This window comes from Chitinimonas taiwanensis DSM 18899 (genome assembly GCF_900119825.1).
Lineage (GTDB): Bacteria > Pseudomonadota > Gammaproteobacteria > Burkholderiales > Chitinimonadaceae > Chitinimonas > Chitinimonas taiwanensis.
This window is the reverse complement of sequence record NZ_FPKR01000002.1, coordinates 25,389-48,382: the sequence shown is the minus strand read 5'-3', so window position 1 is coordinate 48,382 and position 22,994 is coordinate 25,389. Positions and strand designations below refer to the sequence as shown.

Sequence of the window (22,994 nt, the reverse complement as noted above, 5' to 3'; positions counted from 1 at the left end):
CACCAGGGGCTGCACGGGCAGAAAACGTGCAAAAAAATATACCGGCCGCCTGGCTGAATAGGCTTTTCATTTGCGGTGCTTCCTGCTCACTATTTGGAATGACGTTCCTGTATATTGATATCTGAAAGAATAATCTTCGAGATTGCGCAATGAGTGCCAAACTCCGTTCACTGGATGCCCTGGACCGCAAGATACTGCGTGCGCTGCAGCAGAATGCGCGCCTGAGTAATGCTGAGCTGGCAGAACAAGTCGGTTTATCGACCACTGCGTGCTGGAATCGCACCCGTCAGCTCGAGAGCGAGGGCTTTATCACCGGCTATGTGGCCTTGCTCGATCAGAAAAAGCTTGGGCTGGCCGATATCGTGCTGCTGGAAGTGACGCTGGACCGGCATGAGGACGATGCGCTGGCGCGCTTTGGCGAGGAGTTGGCCGCCTTACCCGAGGTCCTGGAGGCGTATCTGGTGTCGGGCGAGTATGACTATCTGGTCAAGGTGGCCGTGGATGGTACGGCCGGTTATGAGCGCTTCCTGCGCGAGAAGCTGTACCGGATTGCCGGCATACGCCATAGCCGTTCGATGTTTGCGCTGCGCTGCATGAAGCAACGCGCCTCGGTCGAGGTGTGAATGGCTGGCTGAGGCTCAAAAAAAAAAGCGAACCTAAAGGTTCGCCCCGCTTGCATCGACTGGGATCAGCGATGCAGTTCGCCTGCCCGTTCGGGCTGATAGTCAACGGCCAGCAATTTCACCCGCAGCGGCTTGCCCGCTGGCGTCGGCCAGTCAATTTCGTCCCCGACCCGCAAGCCGAGCAAGGCCGCGCCGACGGGGGCGAGGATGGACAGATGACCGGCTTCACCCTGTGCGTCCTTCGGATAGACCAGGGTCTTGGCGAAGGTTTCCTCGCCCTGGCCGACCGCGAAATGCACGGTGGAATTCATGGTGACCACATCGGGCGGCATATCGGCCGGTTCCAGCACATCGGCGCGGGCCAGCTCGGCTTCCAGTGCGTTGCGGCCAGGAAAGCCCTGCTGGGGCAGGGCGGCCAGCATCGCTTCCAAGCGCGTCAGGTCCAGCGATGAGAGGGTGATCTTGGGTTGCTTCAACATGGTGTTTCCTTTCTGCAAGTATGCCCGGCCGATTATGCCCCATTGGGCGTCGCTGCCAAGCCGGGCGCGGGCTGGCTGACTTCATGCGGCCGGGCTGGGCTGGCCGCTGCGGCATCGTCCGCGAACAGCCGACGGGTTTCGCCGATGGCGAACAGGCTGAAGGCGCTGTCGGGCAAGCCGGCCTGCTGTCTGGCCGCGCGCAGATCATGTATCGGCTGCTCCAGCGCTTCATCGGTCAGGACGAAAGTCCCCCAATGTATGCCCATCGACTGCCGCGCGCCGACATCGCGGTGGATCTGCACCGCCTCGGCCGGGTTCACATGCTGGGCGCGCATGAACCAGCGCGGCGCATAGGCGCCGACTGGAATCATCGCGAAGTCGATCGGCGCGAAGCGTCGGCCGATATCGTGGAAGTCGCGCGAGTAGCCGGTATCGCCGGCGAACCAGAGCCTGCGCCCCGCATACTCGAGCACGAAGCCGCCCCAGAGCGAGCGGTTCTCGTCGCCGAACAGGCTGCGCTTGCTCCAATGCTGGGCTGGTACCAGATGGATGGCCAGTGGGCCGGCCTGGCCAGGCAAGATGGTCTGCTGCCACCAGTCGAGCTTCTGCACGTGCTGTACGCCCTCGTCGGCCAGCCAGCGGTCTATGCCGAGCGGCACGATGAACTGCGGCGGCCCGCCCGCTTGCTGCTTGAGTGCGGCTATCGTCGCCTGGTCGAGGTGGTCGTAATGGTTGTGCGAGATCAGCACCACATCGATGCGCGGCAGCTGGCTGAGCGTGGCCGGCAGCGGCACCCGTCTAGGCGGGCCGATGAAGGACAGCGGCGAGGCGCGTTCGGAGAACACCGGATCGGTGAGGATATTCAGCCCGCCGATCTGCAGCAGCACGGTGGCATGGCCTATCCAGGTCACCGTGGTGTGCTGGCGATTGGCAGCCAGATAGGCGAGCTCGGGCTGCACGCGTGGAATCTGGCTCAGATCGTGTTCGATGCGCGGACCGGTCCAGCGCTGCCACTGCCAGCGCCAGAAATCGGCCGCACCTTTCTGCTCGTGCGCGTAGTTATTGCGAAAGCCCTGCAGGGTATGGTGGGGCTTGCTCGGGTCGTAGTCGGGGTTGGCAGGCGCCTGGCTGGCGCAACCGCCCAGGCTGAGCAGGCTAGCCAACAGGCAGCTGCTGCGCGGGGTGAGTTTGGGCATGAGGATCGCAGATAAGGCGTAAGCACGCTTGGAGTGCGCACCGGCCGGCGAGTTTCCTGGCCGGCCCGCTTTCTCCAGCCACACTGGCCGGGTGCTGCTTCATCTGCTCAGTGTTGCCAGCTCAGCCCCGCATACCAAGCGCGCCCGTCGCCGGGCATGAACTGGGCGCTGTCCTTGCCGCCCGCATCGCGCAGCACGCCGGTGGTGGCTGCATAGCGCTTGTCGGCTAGATTACGGCCTTCCAGGAACCAGCTGGTCTGCTTACCCACTGTCTGCTGCAGCTTGAGGCCGTAGAGAGTGTAGCCACGTGCCTGCAGGCTGTCGGCGAAGTCGACCGCATACGCCTTTGGCGCGCTCTCGATATTCAGGCCCAGGCGTAGCGCATAGGGCAGCCGGTAGCCGCCCTCGGCGCGCAGGAACAGGCGCGGAATGCCGGGCAGGCGCCGATTGCCATACAGCGTGTCGCCATCGAAACGGAAGTCGTTCACGAGGCCGGCCAGGCGCCAGTCCAGCCCGCCGTGCTGGCCACCCAGATAGGCTTCGATGCCACGATGCACGGTGCGCTCGGCATTCACGGTGATATTGGCGCCGACCACATTGGTGGCGATCTGCAGCAATTCCTGGCGCAGGGCGGCGTGATACACGCTCAGGTCCCATTCCAGCCCGGCCTGGCGGCCGCGCGTACCGAATTCCAGCGAGTTGGCGCGCTGGGCGGCGTTATTGACCGGATACAGCCCGCCGCTGATTTCCGACAGGCTGGGCGGCTCGAAGCTGCGGCTCAGATTGGCGTAGAACTGGCTATGGCCTGGCTGGCCATGTAAGAGGCCCAGCTTGGGATTGATGCCCTGATAGCGGCGGCTGAAGCTTTCGCTGTAGCGATCGCTCGGCGTGCCGGCCACGAACTGATCATTCAGCCGGCGCCTGGCCTGGGCGGCCTGCAGGCCGGTAATCAGGGCCAGCTGAGGGCTCAGCTGATGCTGATTTTCCAGATACAGCTCCAGATTGCTCGCACGCTGCGCACTCTGATTGCTGCGCGCACCGCGCCGCCCGCCCTGATTGAGCCAACGGTCTTCGGCCGTCTTGCCATAGGACGGCGCGAAGCCCAGCACCAATCGGTTGCCGCGCCCCAGCCAGACCGCTTCGTTCACATAGCGCAGCTCCAGGCCCAGATCATCGTTGCGCTGATCGAGCACCTGGAAGATGGGGTGGAACAGGCGCTTATGGCTCAGATAGGCCGCCAGCTCGTAGCGCTGTGCGCCATCACGTAGCACGGTCTTGTTCGAGATGCGGCTCCAACGGATATCGCGCTGCTGATCGTTACTGACATTGCCGGCCGCGGCCTGGCGCGGGTCGGCCTCCAGCTGGGCGCGCGTCAGACTGCCAGGCAGATCGGAATCGCTATCGGCATGACCCAGATAGACGCGGCTTTCCAGATGGGGGCTGAGCTGCCAGCCGATATTGGCGAACAGGCGCACGGTGCGTTGCTCGGCATGGCGCCGAAAGCCGCTTTGCTGAAAGCCGCTGGCCGACAGGTAGTAATCGACATCTTCTGCCATATTGCCGCTGGCCGCCTGTAGGCGACGATAGCCATAGCTGCCGGCCTCGGCGCGCGCCTGCAGGGCGGCGGCATTGCGGCCATTCGGCGAGGCGTAGTTGATCGCGCCGCCCAGATTGGATGCACCGTACTGCAGTGCATTTGCGCCGCGCCAGACTTCGACATAGCGCGCGGTCAAGGCCTCGATGGCCTGGAAGTCGAAGCTGCCGTCGGCCAGATTCATCGGCACCCCGTCCTGCATCAGCTTCAGGCCGCGGCCGTGAAAGGTGCGCTGCAGGCCCGAGCCACGGATGGAGACGCGCGCTTCCTCGGCGCCGAAGCGCGGCTGCACGAAGACCCCTGGGGCAAAGCCGAGCGAGTCGGCCAGCGTGGCCACCCGGCCACCGCGGTAGCTGTCCGCATCCAGCACATGGGCGCCGCCCGGCGTGCGCGCCATCTGATCGCGCGCGCTCTGCAGATCGGGCTGGGTCAGCGTGGAATGGTCATATGGGCGTTGCCCGAGCACTTCGATAGTCGGACTCAGGTGATCGGCCTGGGCCAGGCTGGCGACCGCGGCCAGACAGGCCAGGCGCAATGGCTTCACATGCATGCTGCGCTCCCTGTTTTGAATGGGCGCCATTCTAGGGAGCGCACCGGCCGGCCGACTGCGACACCTTGTCGCGCCACCCACCGCATAAAATCGCGCAGCACAGGGCCGGCAGTGGGAAAATGCCGGCCCACGATTTTTGCAGGACCGCGCCATGACCGAGCCGCTCAATACCATCCGTAATCTGGTCGTCCACCATCTGCATAAGGACGCGCACGGCCCGGCCACTGTATCGCTGCGCGCGGGCGAGCTGGCGGTCAGCGCCAGCGCCCAGCGCCTGGTCGACCGCCTGTGCAAGCATTACGCCGAGCGCCTGGGCAAGGGCTATGGCCGTTTCGAAGATGACGAGGACAACTTCCCCATGCCGCGCTTCGTGCGCCAGCATGTAGAGGAGGGCAGCATCGATTTCATCAGCCTGGCCCAGCTGATGATGCAGCACCTGCAGACGCGTGCCGAGCAGGAGCAGCTGGCCAGCGGCGGCCATGTGCTGATTGCGCGCGTGGACAATGGCTCAGCCGATTTCCTGCTGGTGGCCATCATCACCGAGGCCATTGGCACCACCATGACCGAAGACCTCGACATCATTGAGACCGTGCACCTTGATCTGGCCAATCTGCGCGTGGCCGGCCGCATCGATCTGGCCGCCTGGCAGCGCGGTGCCGAGCGCTATATCAGCTTCCTGAAGGGGCGCGGCGAGGTGGCCAATTACTTCAAGCTCTTCCTTGGCTGCAATGATGTGGTGGTGGCGCTGCGCGAAACCCAGAAGCTGGTGCAGGGACTCGAGCAGTTTGCCGAACGCCAGCAGCTGGAGCCCAGCCAGCGCGACCAGCTGTTCGAACGCGCGCATGTGTTTCTGGATGAGCTAGGCGACGAGGGTCTGCCGCTTAGCCTCGACCAGGTGGCCAGCAAAGCCTGGCCCGATGCACCGCAACAGCTACGCCATCAGCTGGCCGACCAGGATCTCGCGTTATCGAGCGGCTTTGTGCCCGACCGCCGTGCGATCAAACCCTTGGTCCGTTTCAAGGCGAATGCGCCGCAGTGGAAGCTGGAGTTCGACCGCAGCAGCCTGCGCTCGGGCGCCGTTATTTACGACAAGCACAGCGATACTCTGGTGCTGTCCAACATCCCCGAACACCTGAAGCGCGAACTGCTGGCCGATTAAGGCGTTACCAAGAACGCGGCTAGGGCAGGGCGGCCTGCAGGAGCCGCTCCACATGCCGGTTGGGCAGGCGCGCCGGCAGGCTGATCGCGTAATAGTCCTCGCTGACCTCGCTGAGCTCGGTGACCAGCTCGGCATCGTACTGGCGCGACAGCATTTCGGTGAGCACGGTGGCAGCGGGGAAATAGCCGGCGCCATTGCCGCCGAAGGTGGTCAATAGCGCGCTATCGTCAAATTCTCCCACGATGCTCGGGCGTAGGCCCTCCGCATCCAGCCAGGCATCCAACCGCGCACGCATGCTGCTGCGCTTGCTGGGCATCAGCATCGGCGCCTGGCTCAGTTCGGCACGGCTGCGAGCAGAGCCCGGCTGGGCCAATAGGCTGCGCGCGGCATAGATGCCGATAGGGCAGGAAGCGAGCCGCCGTGCCACCAGTCGGCGTTGCTGAGCCTGGCCCAGATCGCGGTCGCTGAGCACGATATCGAGCTTATGGCGCGAGAGTGCCGACACCAGCTCATCAAAATCCCCCTCGTGGCAGACCAGGCGCAGCTGCGGCGTGGCGCCCACCAGCGGCGCCAAGAGCTGATAGGCGACCAGCTTGGGCACCGAGTCGGCAATGCCCACCGTCAGCCGGCTGGCCTGACCGAGTTGCGGGTCGTTCAGCGCGTCACGTAGCCGCTCGCCAAGCAGGAAGATCTCATCCGCGTAGCGCAGCGCCTCACGCCCGGCTTCGGTCAGCTCGAGTCGGCGTCCGACCTGCTGGAACAGGGTGCGCCCCATCTCGCGCTCAAGCTTACCGAGCTGACCGCTGATGGTCTGTGGGCTCAAGCCAAGTCGCTCGGCTGCCCGCGCCACGCCGCCTTCCTTGGCCACCGTCCAGAAGTAATGCAGATGCTTATAGTTGAGTTCAGCTTTGCTCATGGTAATTCATCGAAAAAATCGAAGTATTGCCAAGAATATACTCGATTCTTTCAGTGTCTAACTGCCCGTACACTGCGCCAGTCCAGTTTTTCAGGGCAGCTTGCCCACAGGAGACTTCCCATGAAACGCACAATACTGTTCCTCGCGACCAACCTCGCCATCATGCTGGTGCTGTCGATCAGCGCCCGCATTCTGGGCGTGGATCGCTTCCTGACCGCCAACGGCATGAATTTCGGCATGCTCTTGGCCTTTTCGGCCCTGATCGGCTTTGGTGGCTCGTTTATCTCGCTGCTGATGTCCAAGACCATGGCCAAGTGGAGCACCGGCGCTCAGGTGATCGAGCAGCCGCGTAATGCCGACGAAGCCTGGCTGGTGGATACGGTGCGCGTGCTGGCCCAGCGCGCCAATCTGCCCATGCCTGAAGTGGCGATCTATGAAGGCGCGCCGAATGCCTTTGCCACCGGGCCGAGCAAGTCCAACTCGCTGGTGGCTGTCTCGACCGGCCTCTTGCAGACCATGCGCAAGCGTGAAGTGGAGGCGGTGCTGGCGCATGAGGTGGCCCACATCGCCAACGGCGATATGGTGACGCTGACCTTGATCCAGGGTGTGGTGAACACCTTCGTGGTCTTCCTGTCGCGCGTGGTCGGCTATCTGGTCGACAGCTTCCTGCGTAAGAACGATGAGGAAAGCAGCGGCCCCGGCATCGGCTATTACGTGGCTTCCATCATCTGCGAAATCGTGTTCGGCATTCTGGCCAGCATCATCGTCATGTACTTCTCGCGCCAGCGCGAATTCCGGGCCGATGCGGGCGCAGCCAAGCTGCTGGGCAATAAGGCACCGATGATTGATGCGTTGCAGGTCCTGGGTGGTCGTGAACCGGGCGAGCTGCCCAAGAATATGGCGGCTTCCGGTATCACTGGCGGAATGGCCAGTCTGTTCAGCAGCCATCCGCCGATGGAAGCGCGCATCGAAGCACTCAAGCAACTATCCTAAGCCCAACCCGCCTGCCGGCTTGCCGCCGGCAGGCATTTCAGAAAGAAGAATATGGATTATCCATTGTGGATGTGGGGCACTTTCGCCGCCGTCGTCATCATCCTGCTCGTGCTCGATTTGGGCGTGCTGAACAAGAAGGACCATGAAATCAGCGTCAAGGAAAGCCTCAAGCTGTCGGCTTTCTACATCAGTGCCGGCCTGCTGTTCGGCACCTGGGTCTGGTATGAGCTCGGCCCCAAGGCCGGTATGGACTACTTCACCGGCTTCCTGGTTGAGAAGAGTCTGTCGATGGACAATGTGTTCGTCATCAGTCTGATCTTCACTTACTTCGCCATCCCGCGCCTGTATCAGCATCGCGTGCTGTTCTGGGGCATCTTGGGCGCCATCGTGATGCGTGGCGTCATGATCGGACTCGGTGCTGCGCTGATCCACCAGTTCAGCTGGATCATGTACATCTTCGGCGCCTTCCTCGTCATCACCGGCGTGAAGATGCTGTTCATGCATGATGATGAAACCGATGTGGCTAGCAACCCGTTGCTGAAATGGTTGAAGAGCCATTTCCGCTTCACCGAGAAGCTGCATGGCAATCACTTCTTCGTGAAGGAAGCGGACCGCAAGGACCCGAGCAAGATGGTGTGGTGGGCCACGCCGCTATTCCTGGCGCTGATCATGGTCGAGCTGACCGACCTTGTGTTTGCGGTGGATAGCGTGCCGGCGATCTTCGCGATCACCACCGACACCTTTATCGTGTTCACGTCGAATATCTTTGCCATCCTTGGCCTGCGCGCGTTGTACTTCGCCCTGGCAGCCATGGTGCATCGCTTCCACTACCTGAAGTACGCCTTGGCGGTGGTGCTGGTCTTTATCGGCGTGAAGATTTTCTTGGTCAATTTCGCGATCAAGATTCCCTCCCCGGTTTCCCTGGGCGTAACGTTCGGCCTGCTGGCCGCTGGTGTCGCCTACTCGCTGTGGAAGACCCGTAATGAGCCGATTCCCGAAGTGGGACGCGAGTAAATTACTCAGTAAGACAAAACGCCCGGTATGCCGGGCGTTTTTTATTTCTATCGTACTAGTGCAGCCTTACTGCCCTGCAGCACGGTAAGCGCGTTCTATCGACTCCTCCACCACGGCGTACAGAGAATGCAGCATCGGCTTCAGATCACGCCGGATGGCGGCCGGACTTAAATGGGACGGCACGCGCAGCCCGCGATGCTCGATACCGCTGCCGATCTGACGGATATCGAAGCCGATACGTGAGAAGTGCTTGGCCAGACGTGGCTCGGTCAAGACGAACAAGTGATCAATGCCCATACGCAAGGAAATCGCCACACAGGCGAGGTATAAACCCACCGGAATAAACGGGAATCGGGCTGCTGCGCTGTTCTGCTCGAAGTCATGATCGCTGATGGCAATCGGCACATGCTGCTCGTCCTTACGACGCCGGAAGTCGGACATCACCGCCAGGCGAGAGACTTCGGCAATCCGTTGTCTGTCGAGCTGGCTTGGGTCGATGATGCGCCGGTCAAGCACATCGGCGCAGTGGTGTTCAAATGGCAATTGCGAGTCCTGCGGTGGCTTGCCGGGCAGGATCATCCGGCAGCAGCCCACTGGGCGGGGATTGGCACCACGCGTGCGCAGCAAGCACAGGATCGAGTGTGCATCATGCTCGTCACGCTCTTCGCCATCCTCGCGCTCATCTTCAAAATGCAAGTCATGGCAGTACACCGCGTGGCGTACGCGGAAGACTTCCTTGCGTTCGGCCTCACTTAAAGCAGGCAGGATTTCAAAGTAGCTATTGAAGCTAGCGCCAAGATTGTCTACAGAGGGAGAGCCGCTCATAGTGCACACCACATCTAGTTTCACCCAAGCAGGGTGGTTCGCCCTGGCCAATAAAATCGGGAGGAAGGAATATGTTTGATCAGCAGGCTGGCGCTTTTCCCTACGACAATGCGTTCTCGCGCAACCTGGGCTGGGTTACCGAAGCCGAGCAGCAGAAGCTGCGCAAAGCCAAAATCGCCGTGGCGGGCCTTGGTGGGGTGGGGGGCTTTCATGTCACCACGCTGGCCCGCTTCGGCATCGGTGCCTTTTCTATAGCTGATTTTGATACCTTCGATGTGCCCAATTTCAATCGTCAGGCTGGCGCAACGGTCAGCTCGCTAGGGCGCCCTAAAGCCGAGGTGATTGGCGCCATGGCCAAGGATATCAATCCCGATATTGACCTGCAGGTCTTCCCCAAAGGCGTCGACGAATCGAATATCGAGTCCTTTCTCCAAGGTGCCTCCGTCTATGTGGATGGGCTGGATTTCTTTGCCTTTAAAGCGCGTCAGTTGGCGTTCGCCACGGCTTACCGTATGGGTATTCCGGCGGTCACCGCAGCGCCATTAGGCATGGGTACTTCCGTGCTGGTCTTTCTACCCGGCAAGATGAGCTTTGAGGACTACTTCGGTTTCGAAGGCTGCAATGACACCGAAAAGGCACTGCGCTTCCTGCTTGGGCTGACCCCCAAGCGCCTGCATGCGGCGTATCTGGTCGAGCCTGATCGCATCAATCTGCAGGAAAAGCGCGGCCCGTCCACCGTGGCCGGTTGCATGCTCTGCGCGGGTGTAGCTGCCACCGAAACAGTCAAGCTCATCTTGGGCCGTGGCGACATCCGTCCTGCACCCTGGAGCTACCATGTGGATGCCTATCGGCATCAGGCGTCTTGGAGCTGGCGCCCCATGGGCTATCGCAACCCCTTGCAAAGGCTGGGCTTCAAGCTGGGCATGGCGATGCTGGCCCGCCAAGCGCTTAAGTGAACGTCGTGCAGCGGTGTCGGAAATCTTTACGCTTATCGTGATGTTGCTAATTGATAATGCAGAAATTTCTTTTAAATCAATGAATTGAGTTGTTGGCATGTCGCTTGCTATTAATGACTCGCATCAGACTGTAGTGCTCGGGAGACGCCAAGTGCTGCATAAGAAAGAAACATTGCAAGTTCAAAGGAGATTAGCGATGAAACTGAAAAAGCTCATCACGGCGCTCGCTCTCGTAGGTGCTGCTGCCATGGGAAGCGGCGCACATGCCATGGTGGTGCAAGATGCTTGGACCATTAGCGCGCTTGGTACCACGACCAACAACGTCGGGCACCTTGGTATGAACGGTGCGGATGCTACGGTTACGCAGCAAGTTGGCATGGGCGGTACGCCATTCGTTGGTGCAAAGTTCGAAGAATTTGGCCAGATTTTCTCGATTAACTATGTGACAGAAAACGTACCTGGCTTTGGCGATTTCGGCTTCCCGCAGAACTTCGCTCAGCCACTGGATGGCTTCCGCTTTGTGTTTACTGGCTTGTCCGGCGTAGTAACTGCCTATGATGCGGTGACTGGTGCCATCAACTACGCGTTTACTCCTAACGTGGGGTCTATCAAGCTGCAAGCGACGTCTGACGGTGCTGCCAGCTGGGTTGACATGGCAACCTTGGCAATGAGCGGCCCTTCCGGTGGTGACCTGGCAGACTTCAATGGCCAAGCCCAAACCCTGGGTCAGTCGACTATCTTGCTGAACTTCCTGAGCTTCGAGAATGGCTTCGATCTTGATCTGTTCGGACCAGGCTCGGGTTACGACGATGTGAAGGATCTGTTCATGCAGATCCAGCTCACCAACAAGATTTCCAACCCCTTCGCCTTTGCCGGAGCTTGTAGCTTTGACAACACTGCGCTTTGCGCAGTCGGTAAGGTGACCAGTGATGGTAGCGCCGACCTGCTGAAGGTGCCGGAACCAGGTTCGGTTGCCCTGATCGCTCTGGGTCTGCTTGGTCTGGGGGCTGTGAATCGCCGTCGTGTAGGCAAGTAATTGACCAGCTGGATTGCTACGATTGCTAATTGAGTAGTATCGCTAGCGAGTAAATAAGGAGGGGATTATCCCCTCCTTATTTTATTTATTGCCACATGAGATCTGCCAAGTCGCGGCGCAAAGAGCGAGAAGTCGGCGGGCTGGAGTAGCCAACTCGGCAGAAGAAACTGAACGGCCGCTGGGCATTCTCGCCTGTCAATGTGTCAAAGGACTGAGCTAATTCAGTTGCGGCGGTATTGATACTGGCTAGCTTGGAAATATCTCGACCATGCTGCGTGTACCAGCGAAAAATAACCGGCGTCATTTCTGGTTGCAGATACATGCCAAGCGCACTGACGGTCAGCCATAGTCTTTGCATGGCGACACCGGCATCTACATAGTCTTTCAAGCAATCTGGTTTTTTTGCGGGCTTTAGCAGCACATGGCTGGCGCAGCAAATCGCGGGCAAGTAATCCAGTTGGATGCGTGGGGCAACCGTGCCGAATAGGTAACGATTGAAAAAATCCACTCTATCCCAGCTCTGCATAACCCAACGCATCAACTTGGCCGTCATGGCATCTACACCAACTGCGCCCTCGGGAATCTTGTCTTTACTGAATTGTGTTCCCCATTCAATGACTTCACAATGAACCGGGTAGGCCTCTGGGCAAGTGAGGCGAATCTTGGCATTGCGCCACAATAGCCCGGCCACTGCTCTTCTTTGCGTTGCGCTCTCAAAGAATTGCAAGGTGTAGCCATTGCCTACCGAGCGAATGAGAGCCTGTTTTTGCTCGGCGCTTAATGGTGTGCGCTGCATCGGACGACGTTGTACGCACCTTGCTTCAATGAATTCGGCCAATGGATCCGTCGCAATGTTTTCTGCTGCGAGTAACACATCATAGATCGGCGCCTCGTCTTGATTGCCCTCGCGAATAGTCCACGAGGTGGCATAACCAAATTTGCTTGCAGCAATTCTTAGCGTTTCCAGCAGGGCGCCATGTGCCATATGGCTGGCATGACCATCAAAGTCATACACGACGTGCTGGCGGGTATCGTAGCCATGCACGGCAACATGATTATCAGTCAGAACTTCAAAACGATAAGGCTGCTGATTATCGCCACTTGGGGCCCAGCGAGCTAATTCAAGAATACGGATAAGTACTTCGCGTGACATGACTAACCTCATTGAAGCTGAGTTCGGTGAAATGGACCTGGATTGAATCAGTTCAATGTAGCAGCAGTACTAGCGCATGGACACGAATTCATGCGCTAGTTCTCTATTGCTTAGAGCGTGCTGTCAGTAGTAGGGCGCGCTTAATGACCTAATAAGCTGTGCGCGATGCTGTCTTGCTCTTGAATCGAGAAGCAGTAAGGGAAGACTGAGCTGCGACCTTGCCGGGTGCCCCCTTTTTGGGCAATGGCCTGTTGGGCCTGTGCCAAGTCCATTTGCATCAAAACGGCAGGAGCATTGACGCGATCGCAATGGCGCTCGGTGCCAATGATACGGAAGCCAAAAACACGTCGGTAAAAAGCGACATGACGTGGGTTGACCTCGATCAGCGCATGGCTTGCGCCCTGCTGATGGTGGGCAAACAGCATGGTAAGGTGGAAGAGGGGCCCTAGAATTTCCAGTGGGTTCTGATCGTTGTCGATAGCCAACTGACCCAGTTCCACCAGTTTTTGCCCCGCCCGGCGTTTTTCTTGGACGACATCGGGATAGAGCGCTTCGCAGTTCATTGGGCTGGTCCCATCCATGCGTGCGGAAACCGTACCTACCAGCTCGGTACCACGTGTTGCGATAAAGGTCATCTGTGTTGGCTGTGCCGGCCGCAACAGTGCATCACCGCATTCTTCGCCGTATCCGCGCCAGCGATAACGACGAGAAACTAACTCCGCGGCACGTGCTTTGGTTTCCAACTCTTGAGCGCAGGCAAAGCGGTAAGGGTGGCTTGCTGAGGTAGTGGACTCGTTCCCTAGTGCGACCTCGTCAAGAAAAACACTGGCAGGACTGGGTTGTCGCCAGGGTAGTTCATTGACGGCATGGTCTGACTGAGTTAGGGCAGAAGTGGGCTTCTTCTCGCCGGAAAGGAAGGGGATATGCGAAATAGGGAGGGTTTGGCGTGGCTGAGTAGCGAGAGTCGAATCCAAGATATGCATCCCTATAATCGTCAAACTGTACATTGCTGGACTGAAACATCAGCGCCTGGCTAGGTCTTATCTGTTTTGGTTCAGCCAACCCCATCCTTCATTTGGATGATTAAGCAGTTTGCGTGCCATTGTTGTTTAAGGCGGATGTATTCCAGCATTCAATGAATTAGGTATTAATGATTTATTGATGTTTGTATCAAATCTGTCGCAAATTGGCGACGAGGGAGGCTTGAAGGGTTGGGAGGTGTTGTTACTATTTACATTAACTTCATGATTTAAAAGCGCTGTCATCTCCGACTGTTACTGTCGCTGAAGGGCGACAAATTAACAGTGCGCGAGCAATTTCAATGTCTGTCCGGATGCCCTACAATTCGTTGCATTGAAGCTGTCTATGTTGAATTTTCTTTTCTTGCAGTTCCCGTATCTGAGTATATAGGGGAAGACTTATGTTTAAGGTTTTTGGGCAAGGCTTGAGTGTCGAATTTCGTCAGTTTGTGACTATTTTACTGGCGCTGACCCTGCTTGGATGTGCATCCTCTCATCCACCTGCGCCGGCCGTTGCAGCTTCATCTGAATATAATTATTTAATTGGTCCGGGTGATACCGTCAATATTGTGGTCTGGCGAAATCCGGAACTCTCTATGTCAGTACCGGTTCGGCCTGACGGCAAGATCGCGGCGCCCTTGGTTGAGGACCTTCCTGCGCTCGGTAAGGATTCGTCGACCTTGGCGCGGGATATCGAGAAAGCCTTAGGTAAGTTTATTCGTGACCCGGTTGTTACCGTGGTGGTGACCAATTTTGTTGGGCCATACAGCGAGCAGATCCGGGTTATTGGCGAAGCGGCTCGGCCGCAGACCTTGCCCTATCGGCAGAAGATGACCTTGCTGGACGTGATGATTGCAGTGAATGGCATTACGGATTTTGCGGATGGCAACGGTACGACTTTGCTGCGCACCTCCGAAGGGGCCAAGCAATACAGCGTGCGTATCAAGGATCTGATCAAGCGCGGAGATGTATCTGCAAATGTGGAAATGAAGCCGGGTGATGTGCTGATTATTCCACGCAGCTGGTTCTAGTGTTTGTTTTTATATTTGATAAGCGAGTGGCGATGAATAAGTCGCCACTCGCTATGGAATCTAAGAATTTATGGATGATTTGATACGTCAGGTAACGACGGTACTGGCCGAAATGTGGCGTCGCCGCTGGTTGGGTTTAGCGGTTGCATGGGTCGTAGGTGTCATCAGTGTGACGGTCCTCTTACGACTGCCGGATAAATATGAGGCCAGCGCACGTATCTTCGTTGATACCCAGTCCATCCTGAAGCCGCTGATGTCGGGTCTGGCTGTTGAGCCCGATATTGATCAGCAGATATTGATTCTAAGTCGCACCTTAATTAGTCGCCCGAATGTGGAAAAACTGGTGCGGATGGCTGATCTCGACCTTGATATCAAGACCAAGGCAGCTCAGGAAGAATTAATTGATGATCTGATGAAGTCTCTGGTGATCAAGAGTACTTCCCGTGACAATCTGTATACCTTGTCATATCGAGATACGGTACCTGATAGGGCCAAACGAGTGGTGCAGTCGCTGGTGTCGATTTTTGTCGAATCCAGCTTGGGTAATAAGCGCGAAGACTCTGATTCGGCCAAGAAGTTTATTGATGACCAGATTCGGGTGTATGAAAAGAAGCTCGAAGAGGCTGAGAACCGGCTGAAAGAATTCAAGCTGCGTAATTTCGGCGTACAAGCTTCGGATGGCAAAGACTATTTTGGTCGCGTCAGCGAGGTGGGCTCTGCACTTGAGTTGGCCAAGCTCGAGTTGCGTGCTGCCGAAAACTCGCGTGATGCCTTGCGTCGTCAAGTAATGGGTGAGGATCAGGTTCTTCTGCCCGATGCCTCACAAAGCACGGCCGGTGTGTCCATCCCGGAAATTGATGGCCGTATCGAGGCCATGCAGCGCAATCTGGATGGCTTGCTGCAGCGCTTCACCGAGCAGCATCCGGATGTGGTGAGCACGCGCCGCTTGCTCAAGGATCTGGAAGAGCAGAAGCGTCAGGAGATTGCTGCTCGTCGCAAGGCGGCGCTGAGCAATCCCGTCACCTCGGTAAACGCCAATCCCGTCTATCAGCAGCTGAAGATTGCCCTGGCTGAGAGTGAAGCCAATGTTGCCTCCCTGCGCGCCAAGGCGGCCGAGTACCAATCTCGTTACAACGCTTTGCAGGCATCAGCGCGTCTGATTCCTCAGGTGGAAGCGGAGCTGACCCAGCTGAATCGCGACTACGACATCAATAAGAAGAATTATGAAAGCCTGGTAGCGCGCCGTGAATCGGCGACGATTTCCGGTGAGATGGAGGCCAGCGCTGGCGGCATCGACTTCCGCCTGATCGATCCACCCCGTGTATCCCCCAAACCGGTCGCGCCAAACCGCTTGCTGCTGTTGCCGTTGACCTTGCTGATTGCCTTGGCGGCCGGTGTGGTGGTGAGTTTTGTTGCCAGCCAGATGCGCCCGGTGTTCATGGATGCACGTTCTGTGCGCGAGGTCACTGGCCTACCTCTGCTTGGTTCGGTTTCCCTGGTTGTGGACGAGGCAAGCAAGCGGCGTGAGCGCAAAGGTCTGTATGGCTTTCTTGCCGGCCTGGTTTCGCTGATCGGCGTGTATGGCGTGGGCATCCTGCTCTTGTTCCTGATTTCTACTCGTACTGCTTGAGGATAAGTGATGAACCTTATTGAACAAGCAGCCAAGCGCCTGGAAGAGCTGCGCCAGGCCGGTGTGGATGTGCCAGAACCGACGCCTGTTGCTGCTGGCATTGCCGTGCAGCGTCCCAGCCAGGCGGCGGCTGCACCGGTAGTCGAACCACCACCGGTGACGGTACGTTCGCGCAGCATCGAATTGGATATGGACAAGTTGGCGGCCTCGGGCTTGATTTGTCCGAATGCACCACGCTCCCAGCTGGCTGATGAATTCCGCGTGATCAAGCGCCCCTTGATCGCCAATGCGATGGGCAAAGGAGCGGCACCGGTCAAGAACGGTAATCTGATCATGGTGACCAGTGCCTTGCCACACGAAGGCAAGAGCTTCACTGCGGCCAATCTGGCGATCAGCATCGCCATGGAGCTGAACAACACCGTCATGCTGGTGGACGCCGACGTGGCGCGGCCTTCGCTGCTCAGGATGCTGAGCTTGCCGCCCGCACCTGGCCTACTCGATGTGCTGGTGGGTGGCTCGAACGATCTGTCTTCGGTGCTGCTCCGTACCAATATCGAGACCCTCAGTATTTTGCCCAGCGGTTCACAGCATCCGCGTGCTACCGAGCTGTTGGCCAGTGATGCCATGAATGCGCTGCTGGACGATATGGCCAGCCGCTATCCCGATCGGATCATCATTTTTGATTCGCCCCCCTTGTTGGTCACGACCGAAGCACGTGTATTGGCAACCCATATGGGACAAATCGTGATGGTGGTACGTGCCGAGGGAACGGCGCAGAGCGATGTCAAACATGCGCTGGCGACGATCGAGTCCTGCCCGGTCAAAATGATGCTGCTTAACCAGGTCAAATCGTCCAACCGTGGGGAGTACGGTTATGGCTACGGTTATGGTTACGGATATGGCAACTAGCCTGGTCCGTCTGCCCGCATCTCATTTGCCGCAGCATGGGCCTGTGCGAGTTTATCGCCGCGCGGCACGCCTGCTGTTGGCATTGCTGGCCGTGCCGTCCATGGCCGGCGTATGGGAGGTGCAACCTTCGGTGTCGCTGAGTGAAACCATCAGCGACAACGCTAGCCTGCAGTCGGGTGACAGCAAGAATGAGGCAATCACCGAGCTCAGTCCCGGCATCCGTTTACGTGGCACGGGCGATCGCCTGAGTGTGAATCTCGACTATCGCTTGCAGCGGCATATCTATGCACGCGAGAGCGAAAAAAATAAGACGCGTCATGCCTTGGGGGCGAACGCTAGCCTGGAGGCGATCGAGAATTGGTTGTTTGTCGATGCTGATGCCACGATCAGTCAGCAGGATATCTCCGCCTTCGGTGGCTCGCCGCTGGGCGATAACAGCAGCAACCCGAATCGCACTGAAACAGCCAACTACCGGCTTTCGCCTTATGTCCGCGGTCAGCTGGGGGGCTGGGCCGCCTATCAGCTCAAATACACGCAATCCTTGACCAAGGCCGACTCCGCCCAGGTGGCGGATATCGACAACGGCACCTGGTCAGCCGGTCTGTCTGGCCTGCCTGCGCCATCCGGGCTAGGTTGGGGATTGGATGGAAATGGCCAGACGATAGAGTATGAGAACGGGCGCAGGAGTCGCTCGGAATCGGCGCGCTTGCTGCTTAGTTACCAGTTCGACCCGCAGTTCAAGCTCGCCGTGTTTGCCGGTAAGGAGCGTAATAACCATGCCAGCCCGCAGATGCAGAGCAATGACACCCCGGGCGCCAGCCTGGAGTGGAGTCCGAGTAGTCGCACTCAGATCACCGCCAGCTGGCAGCGGCGCTTCTTTGGCGATGGCAGCAGCTTCAGCTTCAGTCATCGCTCGGCGCTGACCGCCTGGCGTTTAAGCAGCAGCAAGGATATTTCGGTTGTGCCGAATCAGTTCGGCGAGGTCACGCTGGGTTCCTTCTTCGATCTTTACTTCAATCTGTTTGCCAGTCAGGAGCCAGATCCCATCAAGCGCGCCGTGCTGGTCAGGAACTTCCTCCTACTGAACGGCATTCCACCCAATGGTACGGTCAGTGCCGGCTTTCTCGCTTCGCGCATCTCGGTGCAGCGCCAGCACCAAGGCTCGGTCGCGATTCTGGGCGCGAATAACAGCCTGACGTTGAGTGCCAGCCAGAGCGATTCACGCGGCCTACTGGCGGCAAGCAATCTGTCGGACGATTTCGATTCGGTCGATCAGGTGCGTCAGCAAAGCCTATCGCTGAACTGGGCGCATCGTTTTTCGCCGCTTTCCTCGCTCAGCCTGATGCTGGTACGGCAACGCAGCCAGGGCTCGGGTGCCACCGCGCTGGAAACTACCACTGATGGACTGAACCTGCTGTTTTCCACCCAGTTGTCGCCATTCACCCGCGCCAGTCTCGGTTTCCGCCGCTCCGTGGTCGAAGGTGCCAGTGACTATGCAGAAAATGCATTGACCGGCACCGTGTCCCACCAATTCTAGTTGAACGCCATGTATGAATCCTTTTACGGTTTAAGCAGTAAACCGTTCCAGCTGAACCCCGACCCGTCCTTCTATTTCGGTAGCACGCAGCATCGCCGCGCCACGGCCTTTCTGGAATACGGTCTGCATCAGAACGAAGGTTTTATCGTGGTGACCGGCGAGGTGGGCGCGGGCAAGACCACTATTGTGCGTGGCCTGCTCAATAAGCTCGACTCAAACAAGGTCGTGGCCGCCCAGCTGGTCAGCACCCAGCTGGATGCCGAGGACACCTTGCGCATGGTGGCGGCGGCCTTCGGGGTGAAGACCAAGAATATTGGCAAATCGGAGGTGTTGCTGGCCCTAGAAGCCTTCCTGGTCGACGTTACGCGACAGGGCAAGCGCTGCCTGCTGATTGTGGACGAGGCGCAGAACCTCACCCCGCGTGCGGTGGAAGAGCTGCGCATGTTGTCCAATTTCCAGTTCGAAACCCAGGCTTTGCTGCAGAGCTTTCTGATCGGCCAGCCCGAGTTTCGCAGCATCATGCAAAGCCCGCATATGTTGCAGCTGCGCCAGCGCGTGATTGCCGCCTGTCATATCGGCCCGATGGACCAGGAAGAAACACGCGGCTATATCGAGCATCGACTCACCTGCGCGGGGGCCCAAAACAGCAAGCTGTTTGATGAAGGCGCCGTGGAGGCTGTGCATGAGGCCAGCGGCGGCGTGCCGCGCCGCATCAATACCCTGTGCGATCGCGTTCTGCTGTCGGGCTTTCTGTCCGGCAAGGCCCTGTTTACCCGTGCGGATGTGGAGGAAGTGGCGCTGGAAATCAGCGAGGAACTGCTCGCGCCCAGTTTGCGCGGCAAGAAGCCTCTGACCGGGGGCGAGGATATGACCGCGCAAATGATAGACAACTATATCCACGACCTTGATCTATCGCGCTGCGTGCTGGATGCGAATCTGGCTGAAGAGGCCAACCGTGTGATTGCCGACCTGCGTGGCGGCCAGACCGATCAGCGTCTGATCCGCCTTGAGCGCACCATGCTGCGCCTGGAACGTAACTCCGCCTCCATCCTGACCCTGCTGCAGCAATTGGTGGCCGGCATCCGTGTCCAGCAAAGCGAGCCGGAACGCAGTCAGGAAAAAGGCAAGCGCGGCGATAAGGAGAAACTCGCATGAGCGCGCCAGCATGGCCAGCGCAGCTCGGCCCAGTGATCTGCGTAGTCGGTGCGCGCCCCAACTTCATGAAGATGGCGCCGATACTGCGTGCGTTTGCCGCTCATAGCCCCGCGATTCCGGTCGTGCTTGTGCACACCGGCCAGCACTACGACCGCAGCATGAACGACCGCCTGTTCGAGGATCTCAAACTGCCGCACCCCGATATCAATCTGGGGGTCGGATCGGGTTCGCACACCGTGCAGACGGCCGAGGTGATGCGCCGCTTCGAGCCGGTGTTGGATGACTATCGTCCGTCCTGCGTGCTGGTGGTTGGCGATGTGAACTCTACGCTAGCTTGTAGCCTCGTGGCGGTCAAAAAGGAGATCCCGGTTGTGCATGTGGAGGCGGGCCTACGTAGCTACGACCGCCGCATGCCGGAGGAGATCAACCGGGTCCTGACCGACCAGATGGCCGATAGGCTGTACACCACGGAGCGCAGTGCGCAGGTGAATCTGGAAGCTGAGGGCATCGATGCCGCCCGCGTCTGCTTTGTCGGCAATGTGATGATTGATTCCCTGCTGCATAACCGCGCCATGGCACGCCCGGTGGCGCAGACGCTTGCCGAGGCAGGTATCGCAGCAGATTGGCTGGCTCCGGGTAGTGCGTATGGTGTGATCACGCTGCACCGGCCCTCCAATGTTGATCAGCCGGAGACGCTGCAGCCCTTGTTGGCGACGCTGGCGCGTATTGCTGAGCATTTGCCGCTGATCTTTGCCATGCACCCCCGCACACGCGCCAATATCGAGCGTTTTGGTCTGCAGGAATTGCTACCGGCTGCCCGCATCGCAGTGCTGCCGCCGCAGGGTTATCTTGAAATGCTGGGGCTGATGGACGGCGCGCGCCTGGTGCTGACCGACTCGGGCGGATTGCAGGAAGAGACTACCGCCTTGGGCGTGCCTTGTTTGACCTTGCGGGAGAACACCGAGCGGCCGATTACGGTCGAGCAGGGTAGTAATTCCCTGGTGGGCATCGTGCCCGCGTCGATTGAGCAAGCAGCGCAGGCCGTTTTGGCCGGTGCCGGCAAGTCGGGGCGCATGCCCGAGCTATGGGATGGTCAGGCCGCCGAACGTATTGCGGCGGACTTGTACGCCTGGCTCAGCGCTGCAGCTGCGACGCCCCATGCTGAGGGAGTGCGCCATGTCTGAGGCCAGGATCACCAATGCCCTGACCATCGATGTGGAGGACTACTTCCAGGTCTCCGCCTTCGCGCCCTATATCGATCGCCAGGACTGGGATCAACGTCCGTGCCGGGTGGAACGCAATATGGCGCGCATTCTGGCCATGCTCGATGCGAGCCAGACCAAGGCGACCTTCTTTACGCTGGGCTGGATTGCCGAGCGTTATCCACAGCTGGTGCGCGAAATCGTCGCGAATGGGCATGAGCTGGCCAGCCATGGTTATGGCCATCAGCGTGCCAGCGAGCTGAGCGAGGCAGCGTTCTTCAACGATATCGACCGGGCCAAGCGGCTGCTGGAAGATCTGAGCGGGCAGGCAGTCAAGGGTTATCGTGCGCCGAGCTTCTCGATAGGCCAGGGCAATCTATGGGCTTTCGATTGCCTGCAAAGGGCGGGTTACCAGTACAGCTCCAGCATCTACCCGATTGCGCACGACCATTACGGCATGCCCGATGCGCCGCGCTTTGCCCATCAGGTGCGCGATGGCTTGCTGGAGGTGCCGGTCAGCACCGTGCGCTGGCAGGGGCGTAACTGGCCTTCCAGTGGTGGCGGCTACTTCCGTCTGATGCCCTATGCACTGTCGCGCTGGCTGTTGCAGCGTATCAATCGTGAAGACCAGCAGGCGGCCATCTTCTATTTCCATCCCTGGGAAATCGACCCCGAGCAGCCGCGCGTGGCGGGCATCAATGCCAAGACCCGCTTCCGTCATTATCTGAACCTCGGCCGCATGGAAGCGCGCTTGCGGCGTCTGCTCGGCGATTTTCAGTGGGGACGCATGGACGAGGTCTTCCTCAAGCGCGCATCCAGCGTGCCGGCCGATAAGGCGCCGCTGAACGGAGTGGCTGCACATGCATGACGCCACCAGCACCATGCTCAAGCGTACCGAGGCCATGCCGCCGGATGAGCAGGCGTCGGCTGCACCGCTACAGCTGCGCCAGTTGGACCCGAATGACGCCGCCGCGTGCGCACGTTGGGATGCTTTCGTCCTGCAGTGTCCGCAGGCGACTTTTTTCCACCGCGCCGGCTGGCTGACGATTCTGCGCGACGTATTCAAGCACCAGCCTTATTTCCTGTACGCCGAGCGGGCCGGGCAGATCGAGGCGGTATTGCCGCTAGGTCATGTACGCAGCGTCTTATTCGGCAAGGCGCTGGTGTCCCTGCCTTTCGCCGTGTACGGCGGCGTGGCCGCTCAAGATGCGGCGGCGGCCGAGATGCTCGAAATCGAAGCGCAGGTGCTGGCGCGCCGCCTGGGGGTTGATCACCTCGAGATGCGCAATCTGCAGCAGCGCCATAGCGACTGGCCGACCCAGGATCTGTATGTGAGTTTTCGCAAGGCCATCCTGCCCGAGGTGGAGGCCAATATGCTGGCGATACCACGCAAGCAGCGCGCCATGGTGCGCAAGGGCATACAGCGCGGCCTGCGTAGCCAGATCGACAGCACGGTCGACCGCTTCTTCGCGCTCTATGCCGACAATGTGCACAGGCACGGCACGCCCGCGTTATCACGCAAGTATTTCCAGGCCCTGCAGCGCGTGTTTGGTGCCGACTGCGAGATTCTGACCGTGGAAGACCCGGAAGGTCGGCCGCTGAGTAGCGTGCTGAGCTTCTATTTCCGTGACGAGGTGCTGCCTTACTACGCCGGTGACGATGTGCTGGCGCGTGATCTGGCCGCCAATGACTTCAAGTATTGGGAACTGATGAGGCGCGCCTGCGAGCGCGGGCTCAAGGTGTTCGACTACGGGCGCAGCAAGCAAGGCACCGGCTCTTATGCCTTCAAGAAGAACTGGGGCTTCGAGCCGCAGCCGCTGTACTACCAATACTGCCTGTACAAGCGCGATGCGATTCCGCAGAACAACCCGGCCAATGCCAAGTACCGGCTGCTGATTGCCACCTGGCAGCGCATGCCGCTGTCCTTGGCCAATCTGATCGGGCCTTTTGTGGTGCGTAATCTCGGATGAGCGGGCTGCATAGGGATGGCCTGTCCCGATCCCAGCGTTTGGAGCGG

General features: G+C 59.1%; 21 protein-coding genes. 14 read left to right on the top strand and 7 right to left on the bottom strand.

All coding sequences use genetic code 11. The features are described from left to right. Positions 1–149: 149 nt before the first annotated feature. Positions 150–623, top strand: coding sequence for an Lrp/AsnC family transcriptional regulator (locus tag BT173_RS02230; RefSeq protein WP_072426999.1), 474 nt, complete (start codon positions 150–152; stop codon positions 621–623). A gap of 65 nt (positions 624–688) precedes the next feature. Here BT173_RS02230 and rnk read toward each other — a convergent pair whose 3' ends face one another. From rnk to BT173_RS02215, 3 genes are all read right to left on the bottom strand, one after another. Further along, the gene (gene rnk / locus BT173_RS02225; RefSeq protein WP_072426998.1) at positions 689–1,102 is read right to left on the bottom strand and encodes a nucleoside diphosphate kinase regulator; all 414 of its coding nucleotides are present in this window, start codon (positions 1,100–1,102) and stop codon (positions 689–691) included. Positions 1,103–1,134: 32 nt separating this feature from the next. Continuing rightward, positions 1,135–2,298: an MBL fold metallo-hydrolase gene (locus BT173_RS02220; protein ID WP_072426997.1), complete on the bottom strand. Its 1,164-nt coding sequence runs from the start codon at positions 2,296–2,298 to the stop codon at positions 1,135–1,137. A gap of 107 nt (positions 2,299–2,405) precedes the next feature. After that, complete coding sequence (locus BT173_RS02215; protein ID WP_072426996.1) at positions 2,406–4,442, bottom strand: TonB-dependent receptor family protein; 2,037 nt, start codon at positions 4,440–4,442, stop codon at positions 2,406–2,408. A gap of 151 nt (positions 4,443–4,593) precedes the next feature. Between BT173_RS02215 and BT173_RS02210 the strand changes: the two genes are divergently transcribed. Continuing rightward, on the top strand, positions 4,594–5,601 hold the full coding sequence (locus BT173_RS02210) for a nucleoid-associated protein (protein WP_072426995.1): 1,008 nt from the start codon (positions 4,594–4,596) through the stop codon (positions 5,599–5,601). 19 nt (positions 5,602–5,620) lie between these two features. Here BT173_RS02210 and BT173_RS02205 read toward each other — a convergent pair whose 3' ends face one another. Then, positions 5,621–6,517, bottom strand: coding sequence for a LysR substrate-binding domain-containing protein (locus BT173_RS02205; RefSeq protein ID WP_072426994.1), 897 nt, complete (start codon positions 6,515–6,517; stop codon positions 5,621–5,623). 120 nt (positions 6,518–6,637) lie between these two features. Here BT173_RS02205 and htpX point away from each other — a divergent pair, with 120 nt between their 5' ends. Both htpX and BT173_RS02195 read left to right on the top strand, forming a co-directional pair. Then, positions 6,638–7,510, top strand: coding sequence for a protease HtpX (gene htpX, locus BT173_RS02200; RefSeq protein ID WP_072426993.1), 873 nt, complete (start codon positions 6,638–6,640; stop codon positions 7,508–7,510). Positions 7,511–7,561: 51 nt separating this feature from the next. Further along, positions 7,562–8,524 (top strand): TerC family protein, encoded by a 963-nt coding sequence (locus BT173_RS02195; protein WP_072426992.1) that lies wholly within the window; start codon positions 7,562–7,564, stop codon positions 8,522–8,524. Positions 8,525–8,590: 66 nt separating this feature from the next. Here the strand turns inward: BT173_RS02195 and BT173_RS02190 are convergent, their stop codons facing one another. Then, on the bottom strand, positions 8,591–9,373 hold the full coding sequence (locus tag BT173_RS02190) for a PEP-CTERM/exosortase system-associated acyltransferase (protein ID WP_217651386.1): 783 nt from the start codon (positions 9,371–9,373) through the stop codon (positions 8,591–8,593). Between the two features lie 47 nt (positions 9,374–9,420). Here BT173_RS02190 and BT173_RS02185 point away from each other — a divergent pair, with 47 nt between their 5' ends. Continuing rightward, entirely contained in the window at positions 9,421–10,305 is an 885-nt protein-coding gene (locus BT173_RS02185; RefSeq protein WP_072426990.1) for a ThiF family adenylyltransferase, read from the top strand. Between the two features lie 196 nt (positions 10,306–10,501). After that, on the top strand, positions 10,502–11,341 hold the full coding sequence (locus tag BT173_RS02180) for a PEP-CTERM sorting domain-containing protein (protein ID WP_072426989.1): 840 nt from the start codon (positions 10,502–10,504) through the stop codon (positions 11,339–11,341). Positions 11,342–11,426: 85 nt separating this feature from the next. Here BT173_RS02180 and BT173_RS02175 read toward each other — a convergent pair whose 3' ends face one another. Continuing rightward, positions 11,427–12,494 carry a nitroreductase family protein gene (locus tag BT173_RS02175; protein WP_139256003.1) on the bottom strand — a complete coding sequence of 356 codons (1,068 nt, stop codon included), beginning with the start codon at positions 12,492–12,494 and terminating at the stop codon, positions 11,427–11,429. 140 nt (positions 12,495–12,634) lie between these two features. Next, the gene (locus BT173_RS19120) at positions 12,635–13,477 is read right to left on the bottom strand and encodes an N-acyl amino acid synthase FeeM domain-containing protein (RefSeq protein ID WP_139256002.1); all 843 of its coding nucleotides are present in this window, start codon (positions 13,475–13,477) and stop codon (positions 12,635–12,637) included. A 437-nt stretch (positions 13,478–13,914) separates the two neighbouring features. Between BT173_RS19120 and BT173_RS02165 the strand changes: the two genes are divergently transcribed. The 8 genes from BT173_RS02165 to BT173_RS02130 all read left to right on the top strand — a co-directional run bounded on the left by BT173_RS02165 (position 13,915) and on the right by BT173_RS02130 (position 22,947). Continuing rightward, entirely contained in the window at positions 13,915–14,544 is a 630-nt protein-coding gene (locus BT173_RS02165) for an XrtA/PEP-CTERM system exopolysaccharide export protein (protein WP_084658083.1), read from the top strand. 70 nt (positions 14,545–14,614) lie between these two features. Beyond that, positions 14,615–16,174, top strand: coding sequence for an XrtA system polysaccharide chain length determinant (locus BT173_RS02160; protein WP_072426986.1), 1,560 nt, complete (start codon positions 14,615–14,617; stop codon positions 16,172–16,174). 9 nt (positions 16,175–16,183) lie between these two features. After that, on the top strand, positions 16,184–17,083 hold the full coding sequence (locus tag BT173_RS02155; protein WP_072426985.1) for an XrtA-associated tyrosine autokinase: 900 nt from the start codon (positions 16,184–16,186) through the stop codon (positions 17,081–17,083). 43 nt (positions 17,084–17,126) lie between these two features. Continuing rightward, entirely contained in the window at positions 17,127–18,620 is a 1,494-nt protein-coding gene (locus BT173_RS02150) for a TIGR03016 family PEP-CTERM system-associated outer membrane protein (RefSeq protein ID WP_175545535.1), read from the top strand. Between the two features lie 9 nt (positions 18,621–18,629). Further along, positions 18,630–19,775, top strand: a complete 1,146-nt coding sequence (locus tag BT173_RS02145; RefSeq protein ID WP_072426983.1) for an XrtA/PEP-CTERM system-associated ATPase — start codon at positions 18,630–18,632, stop codon at positions 19,773–19,775. Further along, complete coding sequence (gene wecB, locus BT173_RS02140) at positions 19,772–20,959, top strand: non-hydrolyzing UDP-N-acetylglucosamine 2-epimerase (RefSeq protein WP_072426982.1); 1,188 nt, start codon at positions 19,772–19,774, stop codon at positions 20,957–20,959. Before BT173_RS02145 ends, wecB begins: the two co-directional genes overlap by 4 nt. Then, entirely contained in the window at positions 20,952–21,845 is an 894-nt protein-coding gene (locus tag BT173_RS02135) for an XrtA system polysaccharide deacetylase (RefSeq protein WP_072426981.1), read from the top strand. The genes wecB and BT173_RS02135 overlap by 8 nt, the downstream gene beginning before the upstream one ends. Continuing rightward, positions 21,838–22,947: a FemAB family XrtA/PEP-CTERM system-associated protein gene (locus tag BT173_RS02130; protein WP_308417544.1), complete on the top strand. Its 1,110-nt coding sequence runs from the start codon at positions 21,838–21,840 to the stop codon at positions 22,945–22,947. Before BT173_RS02135 ends, BT173_RS02130 begins: the two co-directional genes overlap by 8 nt. Positions 22,948–22,994 lie beyond the last annotated feature (47 nt).